Source organism: Sphaerisporangium cinnabarinum, assembly GCF_055567015.1.
In genome coordinates, this window is sequence record NZ_JBVHRG010000006.1 from 35,966 (window position 1) to 58,513 (window position 22,548).

Consider the following 22,548-nt stretch of genomic DNA (forward strand, 5'->3'; position numbering starts at 1 on the left):
GACGCACGACCGAGACGGAGCACCATGGCCAGCACGACCCAGTGGGTCGCGGGCGCACGCCCGCGCACCCTCCCTGCCGCCGCGACGCCCGTCATCGTGGGTTCCGGTGCCGCGGCCCAGGTGGACGGGTTCGCGTTCTGGCCCGCGCTGCTCGCCCTCGGAGTCGCGCTCGCGCTCCAGGTCGGTGTGAACTACGCCAACGACTACTCGGACGGCGTGCGGGGCACCGACCTCGACCGCGTCGGGCCGCTGCGGCTCACCGCGTCCGGGCTCGCCCGCCCCGGGCAGGTGCGCGCCGCGGCGTTCGCCGCGTTCGGCGTCGCGGGCGTGCTCGGCCTCGTCCTGTGCGCGGTCACCGGCCACTGGTGGCTCCTGGCGGTCGGCGCCCTCGCCATCCTCGCCGCCTGGTACTACACGGGCGGGCGGAACCCCTACGGCTACCGCGGCCTCGGCGAGGTCGGGGTGTTCGTGTTCTTCGGCCTCGTCGCGACGCTCGGCACCACGTACACCCAGGCCGGGGTCGTCACGTGGCCGTCCGCGGTCGGCGCTGTCGCCGTCGGGCTGCTCGCGTGCGCGATCCTCATGGTCAACAACATCCGTGACATCCCCACCGACGTCGTGGCGGGCAAGCGCACGCTCGCGGTGCGGCTCGGCGACTTCCGGGCGCGCCGCGCCTACGTCGCGATGATCTGGGTCCCGCTCCTGCTGGCGGTCGTGTGCGCGTTCGCGTCGCCGTGGGCGCTCGGGACGCTCGTGCTCCTGCTGCCCGCCGCGCTCCTCACCGTCCCGGTGATCGCGGGTGCGCGCGGTCCGCTCCTCGTCCCGGTGCTCGCGGGCACCGGCCTGTTCGAGCTCGGCTACGGCGTCCTGCTGGGGGTCGGGCTGGCGCTCTGAGGGCGGCCTCCGCCCGGGCGGAGCGGCTCGGGCGTCCCGGCCGGGACGCCCCCGGTCAGCGCGCCGGGGAGGTTCCCGGACGGCCCGTCGCGTCGGCGTCGGCGTCTGCCTCCGCGTCCTCGGCCGCCGCGTCGTCCTCGATCTCGCGGGAGAAGCGCTCGCCCGTCCGGGCGCGGTGCTCGGCCCGGGCGGCGAGGTAGCGCGAGGCCGCCTCGCGGGGCTTGCTCAGCGTCAGGTAGGACAGCATGAGCGCGACGACGGCGGCGACGAGCACGAGCAGCCAGCCGCGGAGGCCGGCGAACCAGAGGGCGCCGAGCGCGACGGCGAGGAGCAGCAGGCGCAGGACGGAGTAGACGACGACAGGCACGACTCCAGGGTACGGCCCGTAGGCTGGAGCCATGCTCCGCGTCCTGCTCCCGCTCCTCGCCGTCGGTCTCGCCGTCTACGCGCTCGTCGACCTCGCCTCGAGCGACGAGGACGAACGCGGCGGCATCCCCAAGGGGCTGTGGGTCGTGCTCATCATCCTCCTGCCGTTCCTCGGCCCGATCGCCTGGATCCTCGTCAAGCGCTCCGCGTCGCGGTCCGGCACGCGCGCCCGGCCCGCCGGTCGCCCCGGTCCCGGCTCCGCCGCCGGGGGCACGCGGCGGCGGCGCAGCGCGCCCGTCGCGCCCGACGACGACCCCGAGTTCCTCTGGCGCCTCGAGCAGCAGCAGCGCCGCCAGGCCCGCGACGGCTCCCCGACGCCGACCGCCGACGACGCTCCGGCCACGGACGCGACGCCCGAGGACGAGCGCACCGACGACGGCGACGCGCGCCGCCCCGGCGCGAGCAACCCCTCGGAGGACGGCGACGACGCGACGCGCTGAGGCGCCCCCGCAGGGCCCCAGGCTCGCGCCACGACGCGGCGCGCACCACCCGGCCCGCAGCACCACGAGCTCGCACCACCCGGCCCGCAGCACCACGAGCTCGCACCACCCGGCCCGCAGCAGACGACAAGGGGCCGCCGTCCGGATCGGACGGCGGCCCCTTGTCGTCGTGCTGCGACGCGGCGGCGGGAGACGGTCGGTCAGTCGCCCGGGTTGAGGCCCGAGTACGAGTGCTTGCCGTTGAACAGCAGGTTCACGCCGGTGAAGTTGAAGAGCACGCACGCGTAGCCGACGATCACGAAGTACGCCGCGCGGCGGCCGGACCACCCGCGGGTCGTGCGCGCGTGCAGGTACGCCGCGTACACGATCCAGACGACGAAGCTCCAGACCTCCTTGGGGTCCCAGCCCCAGTAGCGGCCCCACGCGTGCTCGGCCCAGATCGCGCCGCCGATGAGGGTGAAGGTCCACAGCACGAACGCCACCGCGTTGAGGCGGAAGCTCAGCGCCTCGAGCTGCAGCGGGCCGGGCGTCGAGTCGAGCCAGCGCCACCCGCGCGCTCCGAGGAACGCGTTGCCCGAGTCGCGCGAGTCGCGGAGCAGCTGGAGCACCGAGGTCACGAACGCGACGGTGAAGATGCCCGTCGCGACGATCGCGACGCCGACGTGGATGACGAGCCAGTAGGACTGGAGCGCGGGCTGCACGCCCGTCGCGACGACGAAGAAGGCGTTCTGGGCGAGCACGAGGAACAGGACCGAGAGCCCCGTGACGAACGAGCCGAGGAACCGGACGTCGCGCTTGAGGGAGACGACGAGGAACGCCGCGAGGGCGACGAACGTGCCGACGAGCGTGAACTCGTACATGTTGGCCCAGGGCGTGCGGCCGGCCGCGACGCCGCGCGTGACGATCGCGACGAGCAGCAGCGCGGTGCCGAGCCAGGTCAGCGAGATGCCGATGTTGCCCGCCTTGCGCGACGGCTCCGGCGCGTCGGCGGCGGGCGCGCCCGCGACGGTGCCCGTCGCGTCCGGTCCGTAGGGGGACGCCGACGGGGCACCGGCGGAGGCGAGCACCTCGGCGCGGTCCGTGGTGCGCTCGCGCGCGTCGGCCTGCTCGACGTCCACGCGGCCCGCGAGCCGCGTGAGGTCGATCGCGAACGCGACGAGCGCGAGGGTCAGCGCGGTGGCTGCGGCCCAGACGAGGTCCTGGCTCAGCTCGGCGAGGGTCATCGGTCAGCCTTTCGTGCGCGGTCGCGCTGTCGGGTCCTGTGCGGGACGCCCGGTCGGGCGGGTGCCGTCCGCCGGGGCGCGCCCCGACGACGAGGTGAGGTCGCCCTCACCCGATGGTGCCACGCCGGGGAGCGCGGCGAGAAGCGAGTCGACCTCGCCCTGGAGCCCGGCGTCGTCGCCCCGGGCGAGGCCCGCGACGGCGACGACCGTCCGCTCGCGCGGCGCGTCGTCGTCGGCCGTGCCGGGCACCTCCTCACGCCACGCCCGCACCCAGACGCGGCGGCGCGGTGTGAAGAGGGAGACGGCGAGGCCCAGCAGGGCGCCGAGCGAGAAGACGAGCACCCAGGTCAGCGACGGGTCGTGCCGCAGGTCGAGGGCCACGTAGCGCGGCAGGGAGTCGAACGTGATGGTGCCGAGACCGTCCGGGAGGTCGACGGTCTCGCCGGGCGCGACGAGGATCTTCACGCGCTCGCCGTCCTCGTCGACCGACGGCGTGAGGTCGTCGGTGTCGAGGCGGTAGACGTTCTGCGGCAGGCCCTCGTCGAGACCCAGGTCGCCCCGGTACACCTCGAGCACGAGGAGCGGGTTGATCGGCTGCGGGTACACCGACGCCGCGGACTCGCCGTCGGCGCTGAGCTCGGCCGTCGGCAGGAAGTACCCGACGAGACCGACCTGGTCGAGGCCGTCCGACACGTCGGGCACCTTGATGACGCCGCGCGACGTGTACATCGTGTCCTCCGGGAGGAACGGCACGCGGCCCGAGAAGGCGACCTCGCCGTCGGCGTCGTGCACCGTGACCTCGGGCGCGAACCCGTTGCCCTGGAGGTAGATCTTCGCGCCCCCCGCGGTGAGCGGGTGGTTGACCTTGATGGTCTCCTCGTGCGTCCCGCCGTCGGGGTCGCGCACCGTGACGAACGCCGTGAAGTCGCGCGACTGGGCGAACGCCGCGGCGTCCGCGGCGAACTCCGACTCGAACGCGTCGAGCGTCATGGAGAACGGGACGAGCGACGACGGGCGGAACCAGGCGCCGTTCTCGAACGTGTCGTAGTCGACGACGGCGTTCGCGAACCCGCGGCCCTCGGTGACGATCGCCTGGCCGCGGTAGTGCAGGAGCTGGCCGGTCGCGACCGCGACGAGCAGCCCGACGAGGGACAGGTGGAACAGCAGGTTCCCGGTCTCGCGCAGGTAGCCGCGCTCCGCGGAGACCGTCCGGGCGGCGGGCCGGGCGGCGGCGCGCCCGCGCGCGGGCGCCGCGTCCTCGGCGCCGGTGTCGACGCGGAAGGTCGGGAGCCAGGACAGGCGCCCCCGCAGGTGCGAGCTCGCCGCCTCGACGACCTCGTCGGGCGTCGCGTCCGTGACGGCGCGGCCCTGCGCGGGGAACCGGTCGAAGCGGCGGGGCGTGCGCGGCGGCCGGGACCGCAGCGCCTGCCAGTGCGCCTTCGTCCGCGGCAGGATGCACCCCACGAGCGAGACGAACAGCAGGATGTAGATCGCCGAGAACCACACCGAGGAGAAGACGTCGAAGAAGCCGAGGCGGTCGAGCCACTCCCCCGTCGTGGGGTTCTCCTGGAGGTAGCGGAGCACCGCCGCCGGGTCCTGCGGGCGCTGCGGCAGGACGGACCCGGGCACCGCGGCGACCGCGAGCAGCATGAGGAGCATGAGCGCGACGCGCATGCTCGTCAGCTGTCGCCACGTCCAGCGCAGCGCGCCGCGCCACCCGAGCGTCGGGAGCGCCGGCCCGTCGCCGCGCGCGCCACCCTTCCCGCCCGACGGCGTCCGGTCCCCCGGGCCGTCGCCCGCGGAGAACGCGTCGTCGATGCCCTCGGGGCGGTAGCCCGTCCGCACGGTCTTCTCCGCCTCGTCCGCCTGCTGGGTCTGCTCGGTCTCGCCCGGCTCGCCGGTCCGCTGGCTCATCTCACACCACCGTCACGTATCCACCGATCCAGCCCTGCAGCGACGTCGTCCACGTCGTCCACAGGCCCGTGACCAGCGCCAGACCGATGAGCACCAGCAGCCCGCCGCCGATCCGCATGATCGCGAGACGGTGCCGGCGCAGGAACCCGAGCATGCGCTGCGAGCTCTGGAGCCCCAGCGCGATGAGGAGGAAGGGCACGCCCAGCCCGAGGCAGTACGCGACGCCGAGGATCGCGCCGCGCCCCGCCGACGCCTCGCTGAGCGACAGCGCCTGGACGGCGACGAGCGTGGGGCCGAGGCACGGGGTCCAGCCGAGCCCGAACACGATGCCGAGCAGCGGCGCCCCCCACAGCCCGGCCTGCGGGCTCACGTGCAGGCGCCGCTCGCGCTGGAGGAAGGGCAGCGCGCCGAGGAACGCGAAGCCCATGAGGATGACGACCACGCCGAGCACGCGCGTGATGACGTCCTCCCAGCGGACCAGGTGCACGCCGATCGCGCCCGCCGCGAACATGAGCGCCACGAACACGAGCGTGAACCCGGCGACGAACAGCCCGACCCCCGCGAGCACGCGGCCCCGGCTCGGTGCCGCCACCCGGGTGGCCGTCGTCGTGCCCCCGGACGCCTTGCCCCCGCTGCCGGTGGTGGCGGCGGCCATGCCCGAGACGTAGCCGACGTACCCCGGCACGAGCGGCAGCACGCACGGGGACGCGAACGAGACGAGACCGGCGATGACCGCGACGGGCACCGCGAGCAGCATCGAGCCGCTCCACACGGTCGTCGCGAAGGTGTCGCCGATGCTCGACGCGGCGGCCGCGGGGACGGCGGCGGCGAGGGGCGCGAGGACGGGCACGGTCAGCTCTCGGCGAGGACGTCGTCGACCAGGGCGGTGAGCGTCGAGCCCTCGACGAGCCCGATGACGCGCGCCGCGACACGGCCCTCGCGGTCGAGCACGACCGTGGACGGCACGGCCTGGAGCGGGACGGTTCCCGAGAGCGCCGCGACGACCTCGCCGGAGCGGTCGTCGATCGACGGGTAGGGGACGTCGAACCGACGCTGGAACGCCTGGGCGGCACCCGCCTCGTCGGTGGTGTTGATCCCGAGCACCTGCACGCCGTCGTCGGCGCGGTCGTCGGCGAGCGCCACGAGGTCGGGCGCCTCGGCCCGGCACGGCGCGCACGCCGCGTACCAGGTGTTGAGCACGACGACGTCCCCGAGCCACGCGCTCGTGTCGACCTGCTCGCCCTCGTAGTCCGTGCCCGTGAGCGCGACGACGTCGCCGCGCTCGTCGGCGTCCCACGTGCGGACCGACCCGTCGCCCGAGACGAAGCCCTGGCCCACGACGTCGGTCGTCGCGCCGGAGTCCTGGGCGGCGCACGCCGCGAGGCCGAGGGTCGCGGCGAGCACGACGGCGCCCGTCAGCGCCCGGCGCACGGGTCGGCGACGCGACGGCACGGCAGCGGCCCGCGCCTCGACGGAGAGGGGGCGCGCGGCGCGCGCGCGCGAGTCGGCGGTCACGACGGCATCACGGGACGCACCCTGCCCGCGCTTCCTGAACGGGACCTGAGAGACGTGACCTCCGCCACGCCCGAACCGCGCAGTTCGGGCGTGGCGACCATGGCGACAGCGCTGGACATGACCGACGTCACGCCCCCGAGACGGTCGCCGCGCCCGGGAGGAGGTCCGCGACCGGCTCGGTGTAGTGCAGGCCGACCAGGCGGTCGTCCTCGAAGTGCAGGGACGTGAGCGACGCGAGCGAGCACTCGCGCTTGCGCGGGTCGTGCCAGAGCCGGCGGTTCTCGAAGCTCAGGCGCGTGAGCCACACCGGGAGCTGGTGGCTGACGAGCAGCGCCTCGTGCCCGGCCGCCTTGTCCCGCGCGTCGGCGACGGCGGCCCGCATGCGCGCGACCTGCTCCACGTACGGCTCGCCCCACGACGGGCGGAACGGGTTCCACAGGTAGGGCCAGTGCTGCGGGTGCCGCAGCGAGCCGTCGCCGACGCCGAAGGTCTTGCCCTCGAAGTGGTTCGCGGCCTCGATGAGCCGCTCGTCCGTGCCGAGCTCGAGCCCGAACGCCTCGGCGGCTGGCGTCGCGGTCTCCTGCGCGCGCTGCAGCGGCGACGCCACGACGACCGTGAGGTCGGCGCGCGGGCGCGACGTGCCGTCGGGCCCGGGCTCGCCGACGAGGTGCGCGGCGACGCGGCGAGCCATCTCGTGCCCGCGCTCGGAGAGGTGGTAGCCGGGGATCCGGCCGTAGAGGACGCCGTCGGGGTTGTGGACCTCGCCGTGGCGCAGGAGGTGGACGATGGTGGAGACCATGCCCACCAGTGTCCCGCACTCGGGGCGAGCGCACGCCATCGCGGGCCGACGTCGCGGGACGGGACGGGCGGCGACGCGCCGGGACGGGCCGGTCAGGTGTCGCGGTCGGCCTTGCACGCCTCGGCGACGGCGGCCATCGCCTCGCCCAGCGCGCGGAACTGCTCCGGCGTGAGCACGTCGACCAGGTAACGGCGCACGGCCGCGACGTGCGCGGGCGCCGACGCGACGAGCACGCGGTACCCCTCGCTCGTCATCGCGCAGTTCACGCCGCGGCGGTCGCCCGAGCTCGCGGAGCGCCGGACCAGGCCGCGCGCCTCCATGCGCGCGACGGTGTGCGTCACGCGGCTGCGCGAGCGGGCGAGACCGTCCGCGAGCGCCGACATGCGCAGCGTGTGGTCGGGGCTCTCCGAGAGGCGCACGAGCAGCTCGTACTCGTTGAGGGACACGTCGGACCGCTCCTCGTGGTCACGACCCAGGGCCTCGATGAAGCGCACGGTCCCGTCGAGGTAGGCGCGCCACAGCCGCTGCTGCTCGGTGTCGAGCCAGCGCGGCTCGCCGGTCGGGGCGACTGCCGCGGTGCGGACGTTCCTCGCCGTCGGGATGTCGACGTCGTTGCTGGTCATGGGTCCTCGGCGGTGCGGGAGGGGGCTGGGGGCGGTGCGGGGCGTCGCGGAACATTGTTCCACCCCACCGGGAATAGACGGATCGAGGGGTGCTGTTGATACGCTCGTCCGAAGTTGAACCTTCAACCACTTGGGTCCGCCAGGACCCCGACCACCACAGGAGCACCCATGGCCTCGTCGCTGCCCGCCGGCCTCACCACCGGTACCTACGCCCTCGACGCGTCGCACTCGCAGGCGTCGTTCACCGTCCGCCACGCCGGGATCTCCAAGGTCCGCGGCACCCTCGCGATCACCGACGGCACGATCACCGTGGGCGACGACCTCGAGTCGACGTCCGTGACCGCCCAGCTCGACGCCGCGTCCGTGAGCACGGGCGACGAGAACCGCGACAACCACCTGCGCAGCGCCGACTTCTGGGACGCCGAGAACAAGCCGACGTGGACGTTCACGTCGACGCGCATCACGGGCGACGGCGACGACTACGTCGTGGCGGGCGACCTGACCATCAACGGCGTCACCAAGCCGGTCGAGCTCGAGACCGAGTTCGCGGGCACCGCGACCGACCCGTTCGGCAACCCGCGCGCCGGGTTCGAGGCGACCACCGAGATCTCGCGCAAGGAGTTCGGCCTCACCTGGAACGCCGCGCTCGAGACCGGCGGCGTGCTCGTCGGCGACAAGATCAAGATCGCGCTCGACGTCTCGGCCATCAAGCAGGCCTGACCGTCCTCCCGGGCACGTCCCGGGCGAGACCGGCGCCCACCGGCAGGGGTGCCGCCCCGAGGGGCCGCGTGCAGAGCACGCGGCCCTTCGTCCCCCCGGGTCCGGGCGCCGGGCCCGCTCAGCGCTCCTGCGACGCCGCGAGCGCGCGGGCCTGCGAGTGGAACGCGAGGATCTGCAGCTCGCTGCCGACGTCCACGCCGCGCACGTCGACGTCCGCCGGGACCTGGAGCGCGCGCGGCGCGAAGTTGAGGATCTCGCGCACCCCGGCCGCGACCACGCGGTCCGCGACCGCCTGGGCGTGCGCCGCAGGCGTCGCGAGGACGACGATCGACACCTTCTCGCGCTCCACGACCTCCTCGAGCGCGTCGACGTGCTCGACGACGAGGCCCGCGGCCCGCGTCCCGACGACGTCCGGCGACGCGTCGAGCAGCGCCGCGACGTGGAAGCCGCGCTGCTCGTAGCCCGAGTAGTTCGCGAGGGCGTGCCCCAGGTTGCCGATCCCGACGATCGCGATCCGGTGCTCGTCGACCAGGCCCAGCGCCTCGGTGATGTACTGCGCCAGCGAGTCGACGTCGTAGCCCACGCCGCGCGTGCCGAACGAGCCGAGGAAGGACAGGTCCTTGCGCAGCTGCGCCGGGCCCACGCCGGACAGCTCCGCGAGCTCGACCGACGACGTCGTCCCGACGCCCCGCGCCACGAGGTCGCGCAGCGCACGCAGGTAGGACGGGAGCCGCGCCACCGTCGCGCTCGGGATCCCCGGCGCCGTCACCTCACCGACTACCTGCTCAGCCACCGTCACTCCGTCGTCCATGGGACCGTCCTCGTCGACGGTCACGCTCCACCGGGAGGAATCATCCCAGGTCCGTGCGCGGCACCGAAATCCGGGCCACCGCGCGCGCCAGCCGACGCGCGTCCACGCGCCAGAAGCCCTGCTGCACGCCGCCGACCGTGACGACCGGCACGTACTCGCCGTACTGCTCGCGCAGCGCCGGGTCCGCGCCCGGCGCGTCGACGTCGACCTCCGCCCACGCGACGCCGGCCTCGCGGCACACCGCCTCGACGACCGCCCGCGCGTCGTCGCACAGGTGGCAGCCCGCGCGGCCGAACAGCAGGACCGGGGCGGGGGCGTCGGAGGTGCTCACGCCTCCCAGGGTACGAGGCCCCGGCAGCCCGACCGCCTAGAGTGGAGGCATGGCGACGTCTCCCGGCCCGGGCCCCGACCCGACCTCCCGGCCGACGCTCCCCGAGGAGGCCCCCGCGCGCGCCCCCGGGCCGCCGCACCGGACCGCCGCGTTCTTCGACGTCGACAACACGATCATCCGCGGCGCGTCGTCGTTCCACCTCGCGCGCGCCCTGTACCAGCGCGAGTTCTTCTCGACGCTCGACATCGTGCGGTTCGCGGCGCACCAGGCCCGGTACCTCGTGTTCGGCGAGAACAAGCGGCAGATCGACCGCATCCGCTCGCGCGCCCTGGACCTCATCGCCGGGCGCTCCGTCGCGGAGGTCACCGCGATCGGCGAGGAGGTCTACGACACCGTCCTGTCGCTGCGCATCTACCCCGGCACGCGCCGTCTGCTCGACGAGCACCTCGCCGCCGGGCACCAGGTGTGGCTCGTCTCCGCGACCCCCGTCGAGATCGGCGAGCTCATCGCGCGTCGGCTCGGCACGACGGGCGCGCTCGGCACCGTCGCGGAGCACGAGGACGGCTTCTACACGGGACGGCTCGTCGGCGACATGATGCACGGCCGCGCCAAGGCCGCCGGGGTGCGGGCGCTCGCCGAGCGCGAGGGCATCGACCTCGAGGCGTCGTACGCGTACGGCGACTCGCTCAACGACGTGACGATGATGGAGGCCGTGGGGCACCCGTGCCCCATCAACCCCGACGCGCGCCTGCGCCGCCACGCGCAGGACGTCGGCTGGCCCATCCGCGAGTTCCGCGGGCGCCGCCGCCGCGTCGCCCGCAGCAGCGTCCGCACCGCGAGCTGGGCCGGCGCCGCCTGGGCCGCCGCGCTCGTCCTGCGCTCCGTGCGCCGCGCCGTCGACCGGCGCATCGCCCGCCTCTGACCCGGCCTGCGGGGGACGGCGACCGCCGGAGACGCGTCGAGCCCGGTCCCTCGGGAGGGGCCGGGCTCGACGACGGGTCGGCGCGTCAGGACGCGCGCGACGTCACTTCTTGTTGCGACGCTGGTGACGCGTCTTGCGAAGCAGCTTGCGGTGCTTCTTCTTGGCCATGCGCTTGCGGCGCTTCTTGATGACGGAGCCCATACGGTCCTCGCAATGCTCGAGCGGCGTGTCGGTCGGCGACCGGTCGACCGGCCGCGGGTGGTCCACGGTTGATCGGGGCCCCGGCGACCACGAGGGCGCCGCAAGCCGACCAACACGAGAGAAATCCGCCCCCTAGCCTACCCGCTCGCGCCCGTGCCCCGGTACGCGACCGGTCGCCGGGCGTCTCAGTCGAAGTGCGCGTCGAGACCCAGCAGCGGGAAGACGGCCCGACGCGTGGCCGCGACGGCGCGGTCGACGTCGTCGTCCGGGTCGTACCCGCTGCTCCACCGCCGGACCTCGACCTCGGGCCCGAACGCGAGCGGCGCGTCGAACCCGGCGACCTCGGCGACACGCTCGCGCCACGCCGCGGGCAGGGGCACGCCCGCGGTGACGGGCCGGTGCACGACCTCCCCCACGACGGCCGACCACACGAGCGGCACGACGCGCGCGATCGCGTACCCGCCCCCGCCCAGCGCGAGCCACCGCCCGTCGGTCAGCTCGTGCGCGAGCCCGTGCATCCACGTCGTGGCCGTGCGCTGCGCGTCGACGGACACGTCGAGGTCGGACAACGGGTCCTCGCCGTGCGCGTCGCACCCGTGCTGGGTCACGAGCACCTCGGGGCGGAACGCGCGCAGCACGGGCGGCACGACGGCGTCGACCGCGCGCAGCCAGCGGGCGCCGTCGGTGCGGCGCGGGAGCGCGACGTTGACCGCCGTCCCCTCGGCGCCGGGCCCCCCGAGGTCGGTCGGGTGACCCGTCCCGGGGAAGAGCGTCGCGCCGCTCTGGTGGACGGAGACGGTGAGGACGCGCGGGTCGTCCCAGAACGCGTCCTCCACGCCGTCGCCGTGGTGGGCGTCGAGGTCGACGTACGCGACGCGCTCGACGCCGTCGTCGAGCAGGCGCCGGATCGCGACGGCCGCGTCGTTGTAGACGCAGAAGCCCGACGCCGCACCCGCCTTCGCGTGGTGCATGCCGCCCGCGACGTTCACGGCGTGCCGGGTGCGGCCCGCGGCGATCTCGCCCGCCGCCTCGTACGAGCCCGCGACGATCCGCGCGGCCGCCTCGTGCATCCCGGGGAAGACCGGGTCGTCCTCGGTGCCGAGGCCGCGGGCCGGGTCGGGGGTGCCGTGCTCGGACGCCGCGCGCACGGCCGCGACGTAGGCGGGCTCGTGCACGAGCTCGAGCACGTCGTCGGGCGCGGGCTCGGGCCGCACGACCCGCAGGTCCGCGTCGCCGTCGAGCAGGCCGAGGGCGCGCACGAGCCCCATCGTCAGGTCGAGCCGGGCCGGCGCCATGGGGTGGCCCGGGCCGAAGTCGTAGCCGAGGAGCTCGGGGCTCCACACGACGCAGGCTCCGGGCGCCGCAGCCGCCCCGGTCGGGGCGGGCGACGACGTCGGGTCGGTCGTGGGCATGGCTCACGGTAACGCCCGACGGCGCGCCCCCGCCCCACCGACCGCGCGCCGGACCGCGCGGGACCGCCGGTCCGGGCCTCCCGCCGGGCCCCGGTGCGGCGTCCGGGCCCGCGAGCGGGCATGATGTCCCGGCGCCGGAGCGGCGACATGACGGGCCACCGGGCCCGTGGCAGAGTGGCGCGAGTGGTGAGGGAGGCTCCATGCCGACGAGCATGACCGGGCGCCTGTTCAGGGGGCGGGAGATCGTCGACCGCCTCGCCCGGCAGTCGCCCGCCCGGCTCGCCGTCACCGTGTTCGCCGCCGTCATCGCCGTCTTCACCGCCCTGCTCATGGCGCCCTGGGCGACGGCGAGCGGCCGGTCCGCGCCGTTCGTCGACGCGTTCTTCACCGCCACGTCGGCCGTGTGCGTCACCGGTCTCGTCGTGGTCCCCACCGGGACCTACTGGTCGGGGTACGGGCAGGTCGTCATCCTGCTCGGCATCAAGATCGGCGGCCTCGGCGTCATGACGCTCGCGTCGATCCTCGGCATGGCCGTGTCCCGGCGCATCGGCCTCACGCAGAAGCTCCTCACGGCGTCGGAGACGAAGACGACGCGGCTCGGCGAGGTCGGCTCGCTCGTGCGGGTCGTCATCATCACGTCGACCTCGCTCGAGCTCCTCATCGCGCTGCTCCTGCTGCCGCGGTTCGTCGTGCTGGAGGAGACGTTCGGCGAGGCCGCGTGGCACGGCATCTTCTACGGCATCTCCGCCTTCAACAACGCGGGGTTCATCCCGACGGAGCACGGGCTCGCCCCGTACGTCGGCGACTGGATGCTGTGCCTGCCGATCATCCTCGGCGTGTTCATCGGGTCGCTCGGCTTCCCCGTGATCCTCAACGTCATGCGCAACCGCCGCCGCGCCTCCAAGTGGAGCCTGCACACCAAGCTCACGCTCACGACGAGCGCGGCGCTCGTCGTCGTGGGGACGGTGCTCTTCGCCGCCGTCGAGTGGGGGAACCAGCGGACCCTCGGGCCCCTCGGGCTCGGCGAGAAGCTCCTCGCGTCGCTCTTCGCGGGCGTCATGCCGCGCTCCGGAGGCTTCTCGACCGTGGACACCGGCGGCATGCACGAGGCGAGCTGGCTCATCACCGACGCGCTGATGTTCGTGGGCGGCGGCTCGGCGTCGACCGCGGGCGGCATCAAGGTCACGACGCTCGCCGTCATGCTCATCGCCATCGTGTCCGAGGCGCGCGGCGACCGGGACATGGAGGCGTTCGGGCGCCGCATCCCGCGCGACACCCTCCGGCTCGCGGTCGCGGTGTCGTTCGTCGGCGCGACGGCGGTGCTCCTGTCGAGCCTGCTCCTGCTGGAGATCACCGGCGAGACGCTCGACGTCATCCTCTTCGAGACCATCTCGGCGTTCGCGACCGTCGGCCTGTCGACCGGCATCACGCCCGAGCTGCCCGACGCCGGGAAGTACGTCCTCATCGCGCTCATGTTCGTGGGCCGCACCGGCACCATGACGTTCGCCGCCGCGCTCGCGCTGCGCGACCGCCGCCGCATCGTGCGCTACCCCGAGGAGCGCCCCATCATCGGGTGAGCGCCCCCGCCCGGCGGTGCGACCGCCGTCGGGCCGGACGCCCCGCACGAGACCTGACCGACACGACAGACACCGCACCACCGGACCGACGAGAGGCCCCATCGTGACCGACCCGTTCACCCGCGCCGCCGACGGGAAGGAAGGCGTGCCCGCCGACCCCGTCGCGCAGCGCATCGTCGAGCGCGGCCGCGCGGAGCGCGCGCGCCGGGACGAGGCGAAGGCCCCGCGCAAGGACGCGGGCGTCCTCGTCATCGGCCTCGGCCGCTTCGGGACGGCGATCGCCGCGACGCTCGACCGACTCGGCCAGGACGTGCTCGCCGTCGAGCGCGACCCCGACCTCGTCGCCCAGTGGAGCGGGCAGCTCCCGCTCGTCGAGGCGGACGCCTCCAACCCCGTCGCGCTCGAGCAGCTCGGCGCGCGCGACTTCCCCGTCGCGGTCGTGGGTGTCGGCACGTCGCTCGAGGCGAGCGTGCTCATCACCGGCAACCTCGTCGACATGGGCACGCCCCAGATCTGGGCCAAGGCGATCTCGGCGGAGCACGGGCGCATCCTCCAGCGCATCGGCGCGCACCACGTCGTGTTCCCCGAGGCCGACGCCGGGTCGCGCGTCGCGCACCTCGTCTCCGGGAAGCTGCTCGACTACATCGAGGTCGAGGACGGCTTCACGATCGTCAAGATGCGCCCGCCGAAGGAGGTGCAGGGGTTCACGCTCGCGCAGTCGAAGGTGCGCGAGCGGTACGGGGTCACCGTGATCGGGGTGAAGTCGCCCGGCGAGGACTTCCTCTACGCGACGCCGGAGACCCGGATCAGCGCGAACGACCTGCTCATCGTGTCGGGTCACGCCGATCTCCTGGAGCGTTTCGCCGCTCGGCCCTGAGGGCCGGGTCGGTGGGGTCGGGTTCACAGCCCGCGGGGGTCGGGTCGGGTTCGCCGCCCGCGAGGTCGGGTCCGCGGTGGGGTCGGACCGTGCGCTCGGGCTGGCGCACCGTCGCCCTGGTCCTCCGGGCGGAGGTCTGAGGAGTGCGCCTCGACGTCCTTCGCGCACGGTCCGACCCCACCGCTCGTCCTGGCCGTCACCATGGTCTTCCGGGCGGAGGCCGAGGAGTGCGCCTCGACGTCCTTCGTGCACGGTCCGACCCCACCGCTCGTCCTGCCCGGCGCCGTGCGCCCCAGGTCCGGGTCCGGGTCGGCGGTCACGCTGGTCGGCCTGGCGCCGACGTGCCGGGGGATCCGGGGGGCTGTCGTGCCGCGTGGTGGCCCGCGGTGTCCGGAGCTCTCCGCGCGCGGTCGGACCGACGTCGGCCGGCCGCGGTCAGGACGGCCGACGGTCAGGGCGGCCGGAGGTGCCGGCGGCGGGCGGTTCCGTCGGCGGGCGGTGCAGGACGAAGAGGCCTCGGTGGAGGGGGCGGTCCTGGCGGTCCGCGTCGGTCGCGACGTACTCGTCGAGCACGGCGAGGATGCGCCGGTCGAGCTCCGTGACGTCGTCGTCGGAGAGGTGCAGGTAGAACGCGGCTGAGGTCGTGACGGCGTCGGGCCCGGCGGCCAGGGCGTCGTCGAGCGCGGCGGCGACGGGACCGAACTGCACGCCGGGCGCGGCGTCGCGCAGCGGGTCGTCGAGCCACCACGTGGCGCCCGTGGCGCGGTAGGGGCGCTCGAGCGCGCCGCGCGCACCCGTGCGGACCTCGGCGGGCTCGAGCAGCCCGGCGCGCACGAGCAGCCGGACGTGGTGCAGGGCCGTGCCCGGCGGGACGCCGAGGTGGTCGGCGAGCTCCTTGTTCGTCATCTCGCGCGTGCCGCACTGCCGCACGATGCGCTGGCGCAGCGGGTGCGCGAGCGCCTTCGCCTCGAGCGCGGTGGGCGGACGACGACTCGGCATGGCGGCCGCACGCGGACCGGGGGCGCGCCCCGGCGCGGGCTCCGGCGTGGGCTCGACGGTCATGGAGACATCGTACGGACCGCCAATCGAGATCGCTCGATCGATTGGGATTTCTCGATCACTGTGCCATGCTGGGCGCCATGGCCTCTCGACCCGGGCGCCGACGCCCCGCCGTCGCACCGTTGGGTGCGCCGTTCCGGCGCCTGTGGGTCGCGTCCGCCGTCTCGAACCTCGCCGACGGGGTGCTCAAGGTCGCGCTCCCTCTCGTCGCGGTCCGCTACACCGAGTCGCCGGCGCTCGTCGCCGGGCTCACGTTCGCTCTCACGCTCCCGTGGCTGCTGTTCACGCTGCCCGCGGGTGCGCTCGCCGACCGACTCGACCGGCGGCTCGCGATGGTCGGCGCGAACGTGGCGCGCGCGGTGCTCGTGGCCGCGCTCGCGGCCGTCGCGCTCGTGCCCGACGCCGGGAGCATCGCCGTGCTGTACGTCGTCGCGTTCGGCGTCGGCGTCACCGAGACGCTGTACGACACCTCGGCGCAGTCGATCCTCCCGCAGGTCGTGCCGCGCACCGCGCTCCCCCGGGCCAACGGGCGCCTCTACGCGGCGGAGCTCACGACGAACCAGTTCGTGGGGCCGCCCCTGGGCGGGCTGCTCGTGGCGGCGGGCGCCGCCCTCGCGTTCGGTGTCCCCGGTGCGCTGTGGGCGCTCGCCGCAGTGATGCTGCTCGGGCTGCCCGGCACGTACCGGACGGTGCGCACGACCCGGACCACGCTGCGTGCCGACGTCGCCGAGGGCCTGCGGTTCCTGTGGCACGACCGCATCCTGCGCACCCTCGCGATGATGGTCGGCGGCATCAACTTCGCGAGCAACGCCGCGTTCGCGGTGTTCGTGCTCTACGCGGTCGGCCCCGACTCACCCCTGGGCCTGTCGGAGCCGGCGTACGGCGTGCTCCTCACCGCGACGGCGGTCGGGGCGTTCGCGGGGTCGTTCGTCGCCGAGCGCGTCGTCGGGACGCTCGGGCGCGCACGCTCCCTCACGCTGACGATCCTCGGGACGGTGGCCTTCGTCGGCGTCCCCGCGGTCACGACGAACGCGTGGGTGATCGGCGCCGTCTCCGCCGTCGGCGGTGCCGGGATCGCCGTGTGGAACGTCGTGACGCTCTCCCTGCGGCAGCGCATCACGCCCGACGCCCTGCTCGGCCGGCTCAACGCGTGCTACCGGCTCCTCGCGTGGGGGACGCTGCCCCTGGGCGCCGCCGTCGGCGGCCTGCTCGGCGAGCTCTTCGGGCTGCGCACGGTGTTCGTGGTCATGGCGGCGGTGTCCGGCGCGACGCTGCTGGGGATGCTCGTCGTGGACGACCGGGCGATGGACGCCGCGGAGGCTGCCGCGGACGCGCGCGACGCCGATACGCCTCCGGCCGACGCCCCTCGGCGGGAGGCCGAGGCGGAGCCGCACCCCGAGGGGTGAGCCCGCGGCCGTGCCGCGGGTGCGGGCGGGGTGCGGGTGCGGCCCGCGGGTGAGCCGGGGGCCGGGCCACCGGGCGCAGGGTCAGGCCGCGCCGCCCCTGCCCGCCCGACGGCGCAGCGCCGCCCCGGTGAGGACCGCCGCCCCGGCCAGCGCCGCGACGAGGCCCAGGCCCGTTCCCGTCGTCGCCAGGCCCGGCCGCGAGGAACCCGGGCCGCCGCCCGCCGCCGACCCGCCGGAGCCACCCTCTCCCCCGGCCCCGGGCGGCGTCGTCGTCCCGGGCTCGTGCGGCTCGCCCGGTGCGGCGAGCACGAGGAACGGCTCGGACAGCACGTCCGCACCGCCCCCCACCGGGACGAGGCGCACGTGGTGCTCGCCCGGGGTGGTGCCGGCGGGGATCGTCGCGACGAAGAGGAACACCCCGTCGGCGTCCGTCGTGACGGTGCCGAGGAGCACCGGATCGCTCTCGAGCCAGACCTCGTAGGTGGTGGACGGCGCGAGGCCGGTCCCGCGGAGCTCGAGCCTCCCGCCGACGACGAGCGGCCCGGAGCCGACGACGGCCACGCGCGGCACCGTCGACACGTCGCGCTCGGTGATCTCGACGCTGACGCGCACGCCGTCGGCAGGGTCGGGGACCGAGGTGGCGACCGTCGCGGGCAGGGCGGTCGGGGCCGTGGCGGGAGACACGACGGACGTCGTCGCCGCGGCCGTGCCGGCGGGCACGGCGAGCGACCCGGCGAGCACGAGGGCGGCGAGCAGCCTGCGGGTGGTCGTCGTCACGCGGGGAACCTCTTCGTCCGGCCCGGGGCGGGCACCGCTGGGTCGCCCCCGAACCCGACTGGACGGGTGTCCAGTTCAAGGACATCCTGCCATCCTGGACGCCTGAACTGAACACCCGTCCAGTTTGTTCACCCGTGGGTCGTGCCGCCGTCGCAGGGCAGGACGGCTCGGCCCCCGCCGCTCCGGGGAGCGACGGGGGCCGAGCCGGACCCGGGCGGTGCCGGCACACCACCCGGGGGCCTGTGGTCGCCCGTCCTGCCGGGACCGGGCGTGCGGGTCAGCCGCAGTCGAGCGCGTCGAACGGCACGTCGACCGTGGCGGTCACCTCCTCGCCGTCGACCGTGGCGGCCGCGGTCGCGGACGCCGTCCCGGCAGGGGCGGACGTCGCTCGCACCGCGAACGACTGGTACGCGTTCGTGCCGGGCGCCACGTCCGCGAACGCCTTCTCCCCGTACGACGTCGCGAGGGTCACCGCGACCGGGACGTCCTCGCCGTTCGTCGCACGGACGGCCACATACACCCTGCCCGCCAGGCAGCGGGGCGTGGCCTCGACCACGAGGTCGAGCTCGGGCTCGCCGCCGAGGGCGGGCAGCACGACCTGCTGCCGCGCTTCCTCGTTGCCTGCGGCGTCCGTCGCGGCGAACTCGATGACCTGCGGCTCGTCGGTGAGCGCGCGCGTGAACGGCTCGGTGTAGGTGCCCCAGAACGTGCCGGGACCCTCCCACTGCACCTTGTCCACGCCCGAGCCCGCGTCCGTGGCGGCCAGCGTGATCTCGACGCTGCTGCCGACCTCGCGCAGCGTCGCGACCGTCACGGGCGCGACGCTGTCGACGCGGAGCTCGCGCGAACCCGTCCCGACGTTGCCGGCGGCGTCCGTCGCGCGCGCCTCGACCGTGCGCACGCCGTCCTCGTCGACCGCGAACGGGCCGTCGTACGGTGCCCATGCGCCGCCGTCGACCGAGACCTCGACCGCCGGGGCAGGGTCGCGGTTGTCGGAGGCCACGACCGTGACGGTCGGGTGCTGGACGTACCAGCCCGACGTCGCCGGGCCGGGCTGGGCGGTCACGGTCACGGTGGGCGGGGTCGTGTCCTCGCCGGTGTCGGGCGCGACGACGAACACGACGGCCTCGGCCGGCACGTCCGTCCCCGCGACGTCGCCGTCGACGAAGAACAGCCGGTCGGGCTCGGCGTACTCCGCGGGGTCGACGGCGTCCCACGTCACCGGGATGCGGCTGTCCTTCGACGCGTCCTCGTACTCGGCCGTGACGGTCGCCGGGAGCGCCGGGGCGGTGCCCGCGAGCGTCACGACGCTCACGTTGTCCACCGTGATGACCTCCCCCGGCTCGCCGTCGCGCACGTGCACCGTGCCGCTCACCGGCTCGACGAGCTCGTCCGACGTCCCGCTGACCTCGAACGCCCCCGCCGCGGCGACGTCCTCGGCCGTGACGTCCTCCCAGTCGACCGCGACCGTCTCGACACGACCGTCGGTGAAGATCGCGTCGATCTCGGCCGGGAGGTCGGGCAGGACACCGACGTCCGTGGGGATGTGGACGGGCGAGTGGTCGATCGGCCCGTTCGGGTCGACCGGCTCGGGCTCCTCGACGCCGCCCGTGCCCCAGACCTCCCACTCGGAGACCCCGACGGCCGAGTACGTCGTCGCCGTGGTGCCCCGCAGCGCGTCGAACGTCGCGCGCAGGCGCGTCGTCGTCACCGCGTCGAAGGTCGTCTCGTTGCTCTCGAGACGCTGTGTCGGGTAGCCGCTCGGGTTCGGGACGTCGACGAACGCGCCGGCGTCGGCGTCCCAGTACTGGAGCGTCCACGACGCCGGGACGCGCACGTTGTCGCCGTTCGCGTCGGTGCCGTCCGACCAGAACCGGACGACGGAACGGTCCACCGTGACCGGCGCGGGCCAGGAGTACTCGAGCCACTGCGTCGCGGGGCGGTCCCCGCTCCACGTCGCCCACGTCGCGTCGTGCGCTCCCCCGGTGCTGACGCCCGCGCCGTCGTTCACGGCCTCGACCTTGTTCCACGACGCGGTGTAGCTCGCCTCGGGCGTGCCGATCAGCGCGACGTTCGACGGCGCCTCGTCGGCCGCCGCGGTCAGCCCCTCGGTCCCCGGACCGCCGACCGCGGCCCACGCCCCGACCCCCGCGCCCGTGAGGGCCAGGGCGAGCGCGGTCGCGGTGGCGACCACGCGCCGTCGGGCACGCGGTGCCGCCGGCCGGTCCCCGAGCGGGATGAGCACGGTCGAGCCCGCACCCCTCGATGAGTTGGTGCGTGCGCTCATGCCAGCCTCGCCTTCCCTGCCGTGACCAGGACCTTCTGACCGTCGCGGCGGCTCAGGAGGCCGTCCGCGGTGAACTGCTCGACCGTGCGCTGGACCTTCTGGAGGAACGCGGCGCGGTCGGCGAAGCCGCCGTCGCCCCACACGACGTCGAGGAACGTCGTCCCGTTCGGCCGCGCGGCGTTGGTGACGCCGCTGTCGAGCCCGGCGAAGACCACGCGCGGCTCGGAGCGCTCGACGAACATGTGGTACTGCGTGTCGTCGCCCGACCATGCGGGCTCGAACGTGAGGTCCCCGAGGCGGAAGTACCCGTTCCCGAGGTGCGTGAAGGCGCCCTCGAGCGTGCCGTCCAGGCCCATGTGGGCGTAGAGCGACAGCTTGAGGTACTCGCGCGACGCGCTGCGCGCGAGCAGGACCGTCGGACCGTTCTCGATGCTCTGGATCGCGGGGTTGTCGATCGTCGGCACGGCGCGGATGCTCAGCGGCATCGTCACCTCGACGATGTCGCCGGGCGACCACGAGCGCGACACGCTCACGTACGTCCCGGGTACGGCGTCGAGCTCCTGCTCCACCCCGTTGACCGTCACCGTGAAGCCCTTGCGCACCCAGCCGGGTACGCGCAGGCGCAGGTCGAGCCGCCCGGAGCCGTTCACCGTGAGCCGGGTCGCGCCGACCTTCGGGTACTGCGTCTCCTGGACGACCTCGAAGCCCTTCTCCTCCCACGTCAGGGTGGAGGCGAGGTAGAGGTTGACGTACAGCACCTCGCCGTCGACGGACCGGAAGTAGACCGAGTCGCGGTACTTCACGTGGTTCTCGAGGCCCGTGCCGCCGCAGCACGTGCCGGTGTTGCCGTACTCGCGGCGCGTGCCCGGGTTGACCCCGTACATGTACGTGACGTCGGGGCTCGTCGTGGACTGCGTGTTCTTCTTCGAACCGACGATGTGGTTGAGCAGGCCCCGCTCGTAGTACTCCATGTACTTCGGGTCGAGCGAGTGGAAGTACAGCAGCCGCGAGAGCTTGAGCATGTTGTACGTGCCGCACGTCTCGGCGTTGCGCGCGCCGATGTCGCCCGCGACCGTGCTCGGCGGGCCGAACAGCTCGCCCTCGCCGTGCCCGCCGTGCGCGTAGGTGCGCCCGGGGACGACCATGCCCCAGAAGCCCTCCACGGCCTGGCGGTACCGCTCCTCGCCCGTGAGGTCGTACACCTTGAGGTAGCCCGGGAACTGCGGGATGTGCTGGTTCGCGTGCTTGCCGTTGAGCGTGTCCGTGCCCGCAGCGCTCGCGTCGACGAGCGTGTTGAGGTCGAAAAGCTTTGCCGTGGCGACGTACGTGTCGTCGCCCGTGATCGACGCGATGTCGGCCAGCACCTCGTTCATGCCGCCGTACTCGCCCGCGATGTAGATGCCCCACATCCGGTCGAGCTGCGCCTGCGGCAGCACGGAGAGTCGGCTGTGCACCCACGCCGCCATGGACGACGCGAGCTCGAGCGCCTGGTCGCTGCCCGCCAGGCGGTACGCCTCGAGCAGGCCGGCCATGATCTTGTGGCACGTGTAGTAGGGCGCCCAGATCTCGCCGTACGGCGCGTACTTCTCGAGCTGGCTGAACTGCCACTCGCCGTAGGCGGCGAGGAACCCGGGGTGGCTGAACCGGCCCATGGCCGCGAGCGCCGTCTGGACCTCGCCGAGGCCCTCGACGATCTGGTCGACCTTGTCGCGGAACACGGTCTCGCCCGTGCTCGCGAACGCGAGGGCCACCATCGACAGGAAGTGCCCGCCGTAGTGGCCGCGCAGGAGGTTCGCCGTCTGGGTGCTCGCGCGGCCGGGGTAGTCGTCGGGGCCCCACGGCTGCTCGTTGGCGTGGCCGAACCCCTCCCACCCGCCGGGCGCGGAGGCGCCCTTCGTGTCGAGCCCGGCGTTGCGCCGGAACACCGCGAGGACGCGGTCGACCGGGTACTGCCGCGCGAGGTGCAGGATCTGGTCCTGGGACCGCGTCGCGACGCTCGGCGCGAGCGTCACGTCGGCCATCGGGAAGGGCTCGGCGGCCCAGCCGTCGAGCGCGACGGACCGGTCGAGGGACCGGCGGACGGCCCGGCCGACCGCCGGGCCGGCGGGGACGGGCAGGACGGGCGCGGTGGGCGCCGCGAGGGCGCTGCCGCCGCCCGCGAGCGCGACGGCGCCGGTCGCCCCGGCGGCCAGCACCCCGAGCCGCAGGACGGCCCGGCGCGAATACCTGGAGTCGTGCACGTGCATGAGCTGTCGCTCCTTCTCACTCGTCGTCGAGTGGTGGAAGCGTCGTCGGCGGCAAGGAGGGAAGCCCCGCGTCCGACGCTCGTGCTGG

22 protein-coding genes are annotated in these 22,548 nt (G+C 74.5%); 7 read left to right on the forward strand and 15 right to left on the reverse strand.

From position 1 onward, the window contains the following. The first annotated feature begins 24 nt into the window (after positions 1-24). Positions 25-894, forward strand: a complete 870-nt coding sequence (locus tag ACZ4MO_RS10285) for a 1,4-dihydroxy-2-naphthoate polyprenyltransferase (RefSeq protein ID WP_074808794.1) — start codon at positions 25-27, stop codon at positions 892-894. A gap of 55 nt (positions 895-949) precedes the next feature. On the opposite strand, the gene ACZ4MO_RS10290 is transcribed toward ACZ4MO_RS10285, so the two are convergent. After that, positions 950-1,261 (reverse strand): DUF4229 domain-containing protein, encoded by a 312-nt coding sequence (locus ACZ4MO_RS10290; protein WP_074808792.1) that lies wholly within the window; start codon positions 1,259-1,261, stop codon positions 950-952. Positions 1,262-1,292: 31 nt separating this feature from the next. Here ACZ4MO_RS10290 and ACZ4MO_RS10295 point away from each other — a divergent pair, with 31 nt between their 5' ends. Further along, positions 1,293-1,760, forward strand: a complete 468-nt coding sequence (locus ACZ4MO_RS10295; RefSeq protein ID WP_175007740.1) for a PLDc N-terminal domain-containing protein — start codon at positions 1,293-1,295, stop codon at positions 1,758-1,760. 200 nt (positions 1,761-1,960) lie between these two features. Here ACZ4MO_RS10295 and ccsB read toward each other — a convergent pair whose 3' ends face one another. The 6 genes from ccsB to ACZ4MO_RS10325 form a co-directional block, all read right to left on the reverse strand. After that, positions 1,961-2,983 carry a c-type cytochrome biogenesis protein CcsB gene (gene ccsB, locus ACZ4MO_RS10300; RefSeq protein WP_108051253.1) on the reverse strand — a complete coding sequence of 341 codons (1,023 nt, stop codon included), beginning with the start codon at positions 2,981-2,983 and terminating at the stop codon, positions 1,961-1,963. Positions 2,984-2,986: 3 nt separating this feature from the next. Continuing rightward, positions 2,987-4,897 carry a cytochrome c biogenesis ResB family protein gene (resB, locus tag ACZ4MO_RS10305; RefSeq protein ID WP_175007739.1) on the reverse strand — a complete coding sequence of 637 codons (1,911 nt, stop codon included), beginning with the start codon at positions 4,895-4,897 and terminating at the stop codon, positions 2,987-2,989. 1 nt (position 4,898) lies between these two features. After that, entirely contained in the window at positions 4,899-5,747 is an 849-nt protein-coding gene (locus ACZ4MO_RS10310; RefSeq protein ID WP_499278806.1) for a cytochrome c biogenesis CcdA family protein, read from the reverse strand. Positions 5,748-5,749: 2 nt separating this feature from the next. After that, positions 5,750-6,412: a TlpA family protein disulfide reductase gene (locus ACZ4MO_RS10315; RefSeq protein ID WP_499278807.1), complete on the reverse strand. Its 663-nt coding sequence runs from the start codon at positions 6,410-6,412 to the stop codon at positions 5,750-5,752. A 127-nt stretch (positions 6,413-6,539) separates the two neighbouring features. Then, positions 6,540-7,211, reverse strand: a complete 672-nt coding sequence (locus tag ACZ4MO_RS10320; RefSeq protein WP_175007738.1) for a histidine phosphatase family protein — start codon at positions 7,209-7,211, stop codon at positions 6,540-6,542. Positions 7,212-7,303: 92 nt separating this feature from the next. After that, positions 7,304-7,834, reverse strand: a complete 531-nt coding sequence (locus tag ACZ4MO_RS10325) for a MarR family transcriptional regulator (RefSeq protein ID WP_175007737.1) — start codon at positions 7,832-7,834, stop codon at positions 7,304-7,306. 168 nt (positions 7,835-8,002) lie between these two features. On the opposite strand from ACZ4MO_RS10325, the gene ACZ4MO_RS10330 reads away from it, so the two are divergent. Continuing rightward, entirely contained in the window at positions 8,003-8,554 is a 552-nt protein-coding gene (locus ACZ4MO_RS10330) for a YceI family protein (RefSeq protein WP_043655749.1), read from the forward strand. A gap of 118 nt (positions 8,555-8,672) precedes the next feature. On the opposite strand, the gene ACZ4MO_RS10335 is transcribed toward ACZ4MO_RS10330, so the two are convergent. Both ACZ4MO_RS10335 and ACZ4MO_RS10340 read right to left on the reverse strand, forming a co-directional pair. Next, the gene (locus ACZ4MO_RS10335; protein ID WP_021482510.1) at positions 8,673-9,347 is read right to left on the reverse strand and encodes a redox-sensing transcriptional repressor Rex; all 675 of its coding nucleotides are present in this window, start codon (positions 9,345-9,347) and stop codon (positions 8,673-8,675) included. A 58-nt stretch (positions 9,348-9,405) separates the two neighbouring features. Further along, entirely contained in the window at positions 9,406-9,696 is a 291-nt protein-coding gene (locus tag ACZ4MO_RS10340; protein WP_255436971.1) for a glutaredoxin family protein, read from the reverse strand. A gap of 49 nt (positions 9,697-9,745) precedes the next feature. On the opposite strand from ACZ4MO_RS10340, the gene ACZ4MO_RS10345 reads away from it, so the two are divergent. After that, a complete protein-coding gene (locus tag ACZ4MO_RS10345) occupies positions 9,746-10,618 on the forward strand; it encodes an HAD-IB family hydrolase (RefSeq protein ID WP_175007736.1) in 873 nt (290 codons plus the stop codon). A gap of 102 nt (positions 10,619-10,720) precedes the next feature. On the opposite strand, the gene ACZ4MO_RS10350 is transcribed toward ACZ4MO_RS10345, so the two are convergent. Further along, entirely contained in the window at positions 10,721-10,819 is a 99-nt protein-coding gene (locus ACZ4MO_RS10350) for a 30S ribosomal protein bS22 (RefSeq protein ID WP_003792170.1), read from the reverse strand. A gap of 185 nt (positions 10,820-11,004) precedes the next feature. Further along, a complete protein-coding gene (locus tag ACZ4MO_RS10355) occupies positions 11,005-12,114 on the reverse strand; it encodes an acetoin utilization protein AcuC (RefSeq protein ID WP_499278900.1) in 1,110 nt (369 codons plus the stop codon). 317 nt (positions 12,115-12,431) lie between these two features. On the opposite strand from ACZ4MO_RS10355, the gene ACZ4MO_RS10360 reads away from it, so the two are divergent. Both ACZ4MO_RS10360 and ACZ4MO_RS10365 read left to right on the forward strand, forming a co-directional pair. Then, entirely contained in the window at positions 12,432-13,808 is a 1,377-nt protein-coding gene (locus ACZ4MO_RS10360; protein ID WP_175007735.1) for a potassium transporter TrkG, read from the forward strand. Between the two features lie 103 nt (positions 13,809-13,911). Beyond that, positions 13,912-14,685 carry a potassium channel family protein gene (locus tag ACZ4MO_RS10365; protein WP_499278812.1) on the forward strand — a complete coding sequence of 258 codons (774 nt, stop codon included), beginning with the start codon at positions 13,912-13,914 and terminating at the stop codon, positions 14,683-14,685. A 435-nt stretch (positions 14,686-15,120) separates the two neighbouring features. On the opposite strand, the gene ACZ4MO_RS10370 is transcribed toward ACZ4MO_RS10365, so the two are convergent. Further along, positions 15,121-15,747 (reverse strand): ArsR/SmtB family transcription factor, encoded by a 627-nt coding sequence (locus tag ACZ4MO_RS10370; RefSeq protein ID WP_255436970.1) that lies wholly within the window; start codon positions 15,745-15,747, stop codon positions 15,121-15,123. Positions 15,748-15,824: 77 nt separating this feature from the next. On the opposite strand from ACZ4MO_RS10370, the gene ACZ4MO_RS10375 reads away from it, so the two are divergent. Next, entirely contained in the window at positions 15,825-17,150 is a 1,326-nt protein-coding gene (locus ACZ4MO_RS10375) for an MFS transporter (protein ID WP_175007734.1), read from the forward strand. An 81-nt stretch (positions 17,151-17,231) separates the two neighbouring features. Here ACZ4MO_RS10375 and ACZ4MO_RS10380 read toward each other — a convergent pair whose 3' ends face one another. The 3 genes from ACZ4MO_RS10380 to ACZ4MO_RS10390 all read right to left on the reverse strand — a co-directional run bounded on the left by ACZ4MO_RS10380 (position 17,232) and on the right by ACZ4MO_RS10390 (position 22,460). Next, on the reverse strand, positions 17,232-17,927 hold the full coding sequence (locus tag ACZ4MO_RS10380) for a hypothetical protein (RefSeq protein WP_175007733.1): 696 nt from the start codon (positions 17,925-17,927) through the stop codon (positions 17,232-17,234). Between the two features lie 277 nt (positions 17,928-18,204). Continuing rightward, positions 18,205-20,214, reverse strand: coding sequence for an OmpL47-type beta-barrel domain-containing protein (locus ACZ4MO_RS10385; protein WP_175007732.1), 2,010 nt, complete (start codon positions 20,212-20,214; stop codon positions 18,205-18,207). Continuing rightward, positions 20,211-22,460 carry a beta-L-arabinofuranosidase domain-containing protein gene (locus ACZ4MO_RS10390; protein ID WP_175007731.1) on the reverse strand — a complete coding sequence of 750 codons (2,250 nt, stop codon included), beginning with the start codon at positions 22,458-22,460 and terminating at the stop codon, positions 20,211-20,213. The genes ACZ4MO_RS10385 and ACZ4MO_RS10390 overlap by 4 nt, the downstream gene beginning before the upstream one ends. Positions 22,461-22,548: the final 88 nt, after the last annotated feature.

What these genes read in the sequence shown, in the direction of transcription:
- ACZ4MO_RS10285 (WP_074808794.1), top strand. Translation starts at nt 25, where the DNA reads ATGGCCAGCACGACCCAGTGGGTCGCGGGCGCACGCCCGCGCACCCTC.
- ACZ4MO_RS10295 (WP_175007740.1), top strand. Translation starts at nt 1,293, where the DNA reads ATGCTCCGCGTCCTGCTCCCGCTCCTCGCCGTCGGTCTCGCCGTCTAC.
- ccsB (WP_108051253.1), bottom strand. Translation starts at nt 2,983, where the DNA reads ATGACCCTCGCCGAGCTGAGCCAGGACCTCGTCTGGGCCGCAGCCACC.
- resB (WP_175007739.1), bottom strand. Translation starts at nt 4,897, where the DNA reads ATGAGCCAGCGGACCGGCGAGCCGGGCGAGACCGAGCAGACCCAGCAG.
- ACZ4MO_RS10320 (WP_175007738.1), bottom strand. Translation starts at nt 7,211, where the DNA reads ATGGTCTCCACCATCGTCCACCTCCTGCGCCACGGCGAGGTCCACAAC.
- ACZ4MO_RS10325 (WP_175007737.1), bottom strand. Translation starts at nt 7,834, where the DNA reads ATGACCAGCAACGACGTCGACATCCCGACGGCGAGGAACGTCCGCACC.
- ACZ4MO_RS10330 (WP_043655749.1), top strand. Translation starts at nt 8,003, where the DNA reads ATGGCCTCGTCGCTGCCCGCCGGCCTCACCACCGGTACCTACGCCCTC.
- ACZ4MO_RS10345 (WP_175007736.1), top strand. Translation starts at nt 9,746, where the DNA reads ATGGCGACGTCTCCCGGCCCGGGCCCCGACCCGACCTCCCGGCCGACG.
- ACZ4MO_RS10350 (WP_003792170.1), bottom strand. Translation starts at nt 10,819, where the DNA reads ATGGGCTCCGTCATCAAGAAGCGCCGCAAGCGCATGGCCAAGAAGAAG.
- ACZ4MO_RS10355 (WP_499278900.1), bottom strand. Translation starts at nt 12,114, where the DNA reads ATGGCGCCGGCCCGGCTCGACCTGACGATGGGGCTCGTGCGCGCCCTC.
- ACZ4MO_RS10360 (WP_175007735.1), top strand. Translation starts at nt 12,432, where the DNA reads ATGCCGACGAGCATGACCGGGCGCCTGTTCAGGGGGCGGGAGATCGTC.
- ACZ4MO_RS10370 (WP_255436970.1), bottom strand. Translation starts at nt 15,747, where the DNA reads ATGACCGTCGAGCCCACGCCGGAGCCCGCGCCGGGGCGCGCCCCCGGT.
- ACZ4MO_RS10375 (WP_175007734.1), top strand. Translation starts at nt 15,825, where the DNA reads ATGGCCTCTCGACCCGGGCGCCGACGCCCCGCCGTCGCACCGTTGGGT.
- ACZ4MO_RS10385 (WP_175007732.1), bottom strand. Translation starts at nt 20,214, where the DNA reads ATGAGCGCACGCACCAACTCATCGAGGGGTGCGGGCTCGACCGTGCTC.
- ACZ4MO_RS10390 (WP_175007731.1), bottom strand. Translation starts at nt 22,460, where the DNA reads ATGCACGTGCACGACTCCAGGTATTCGCGCCGGGCCGTCCTGCGGCTC.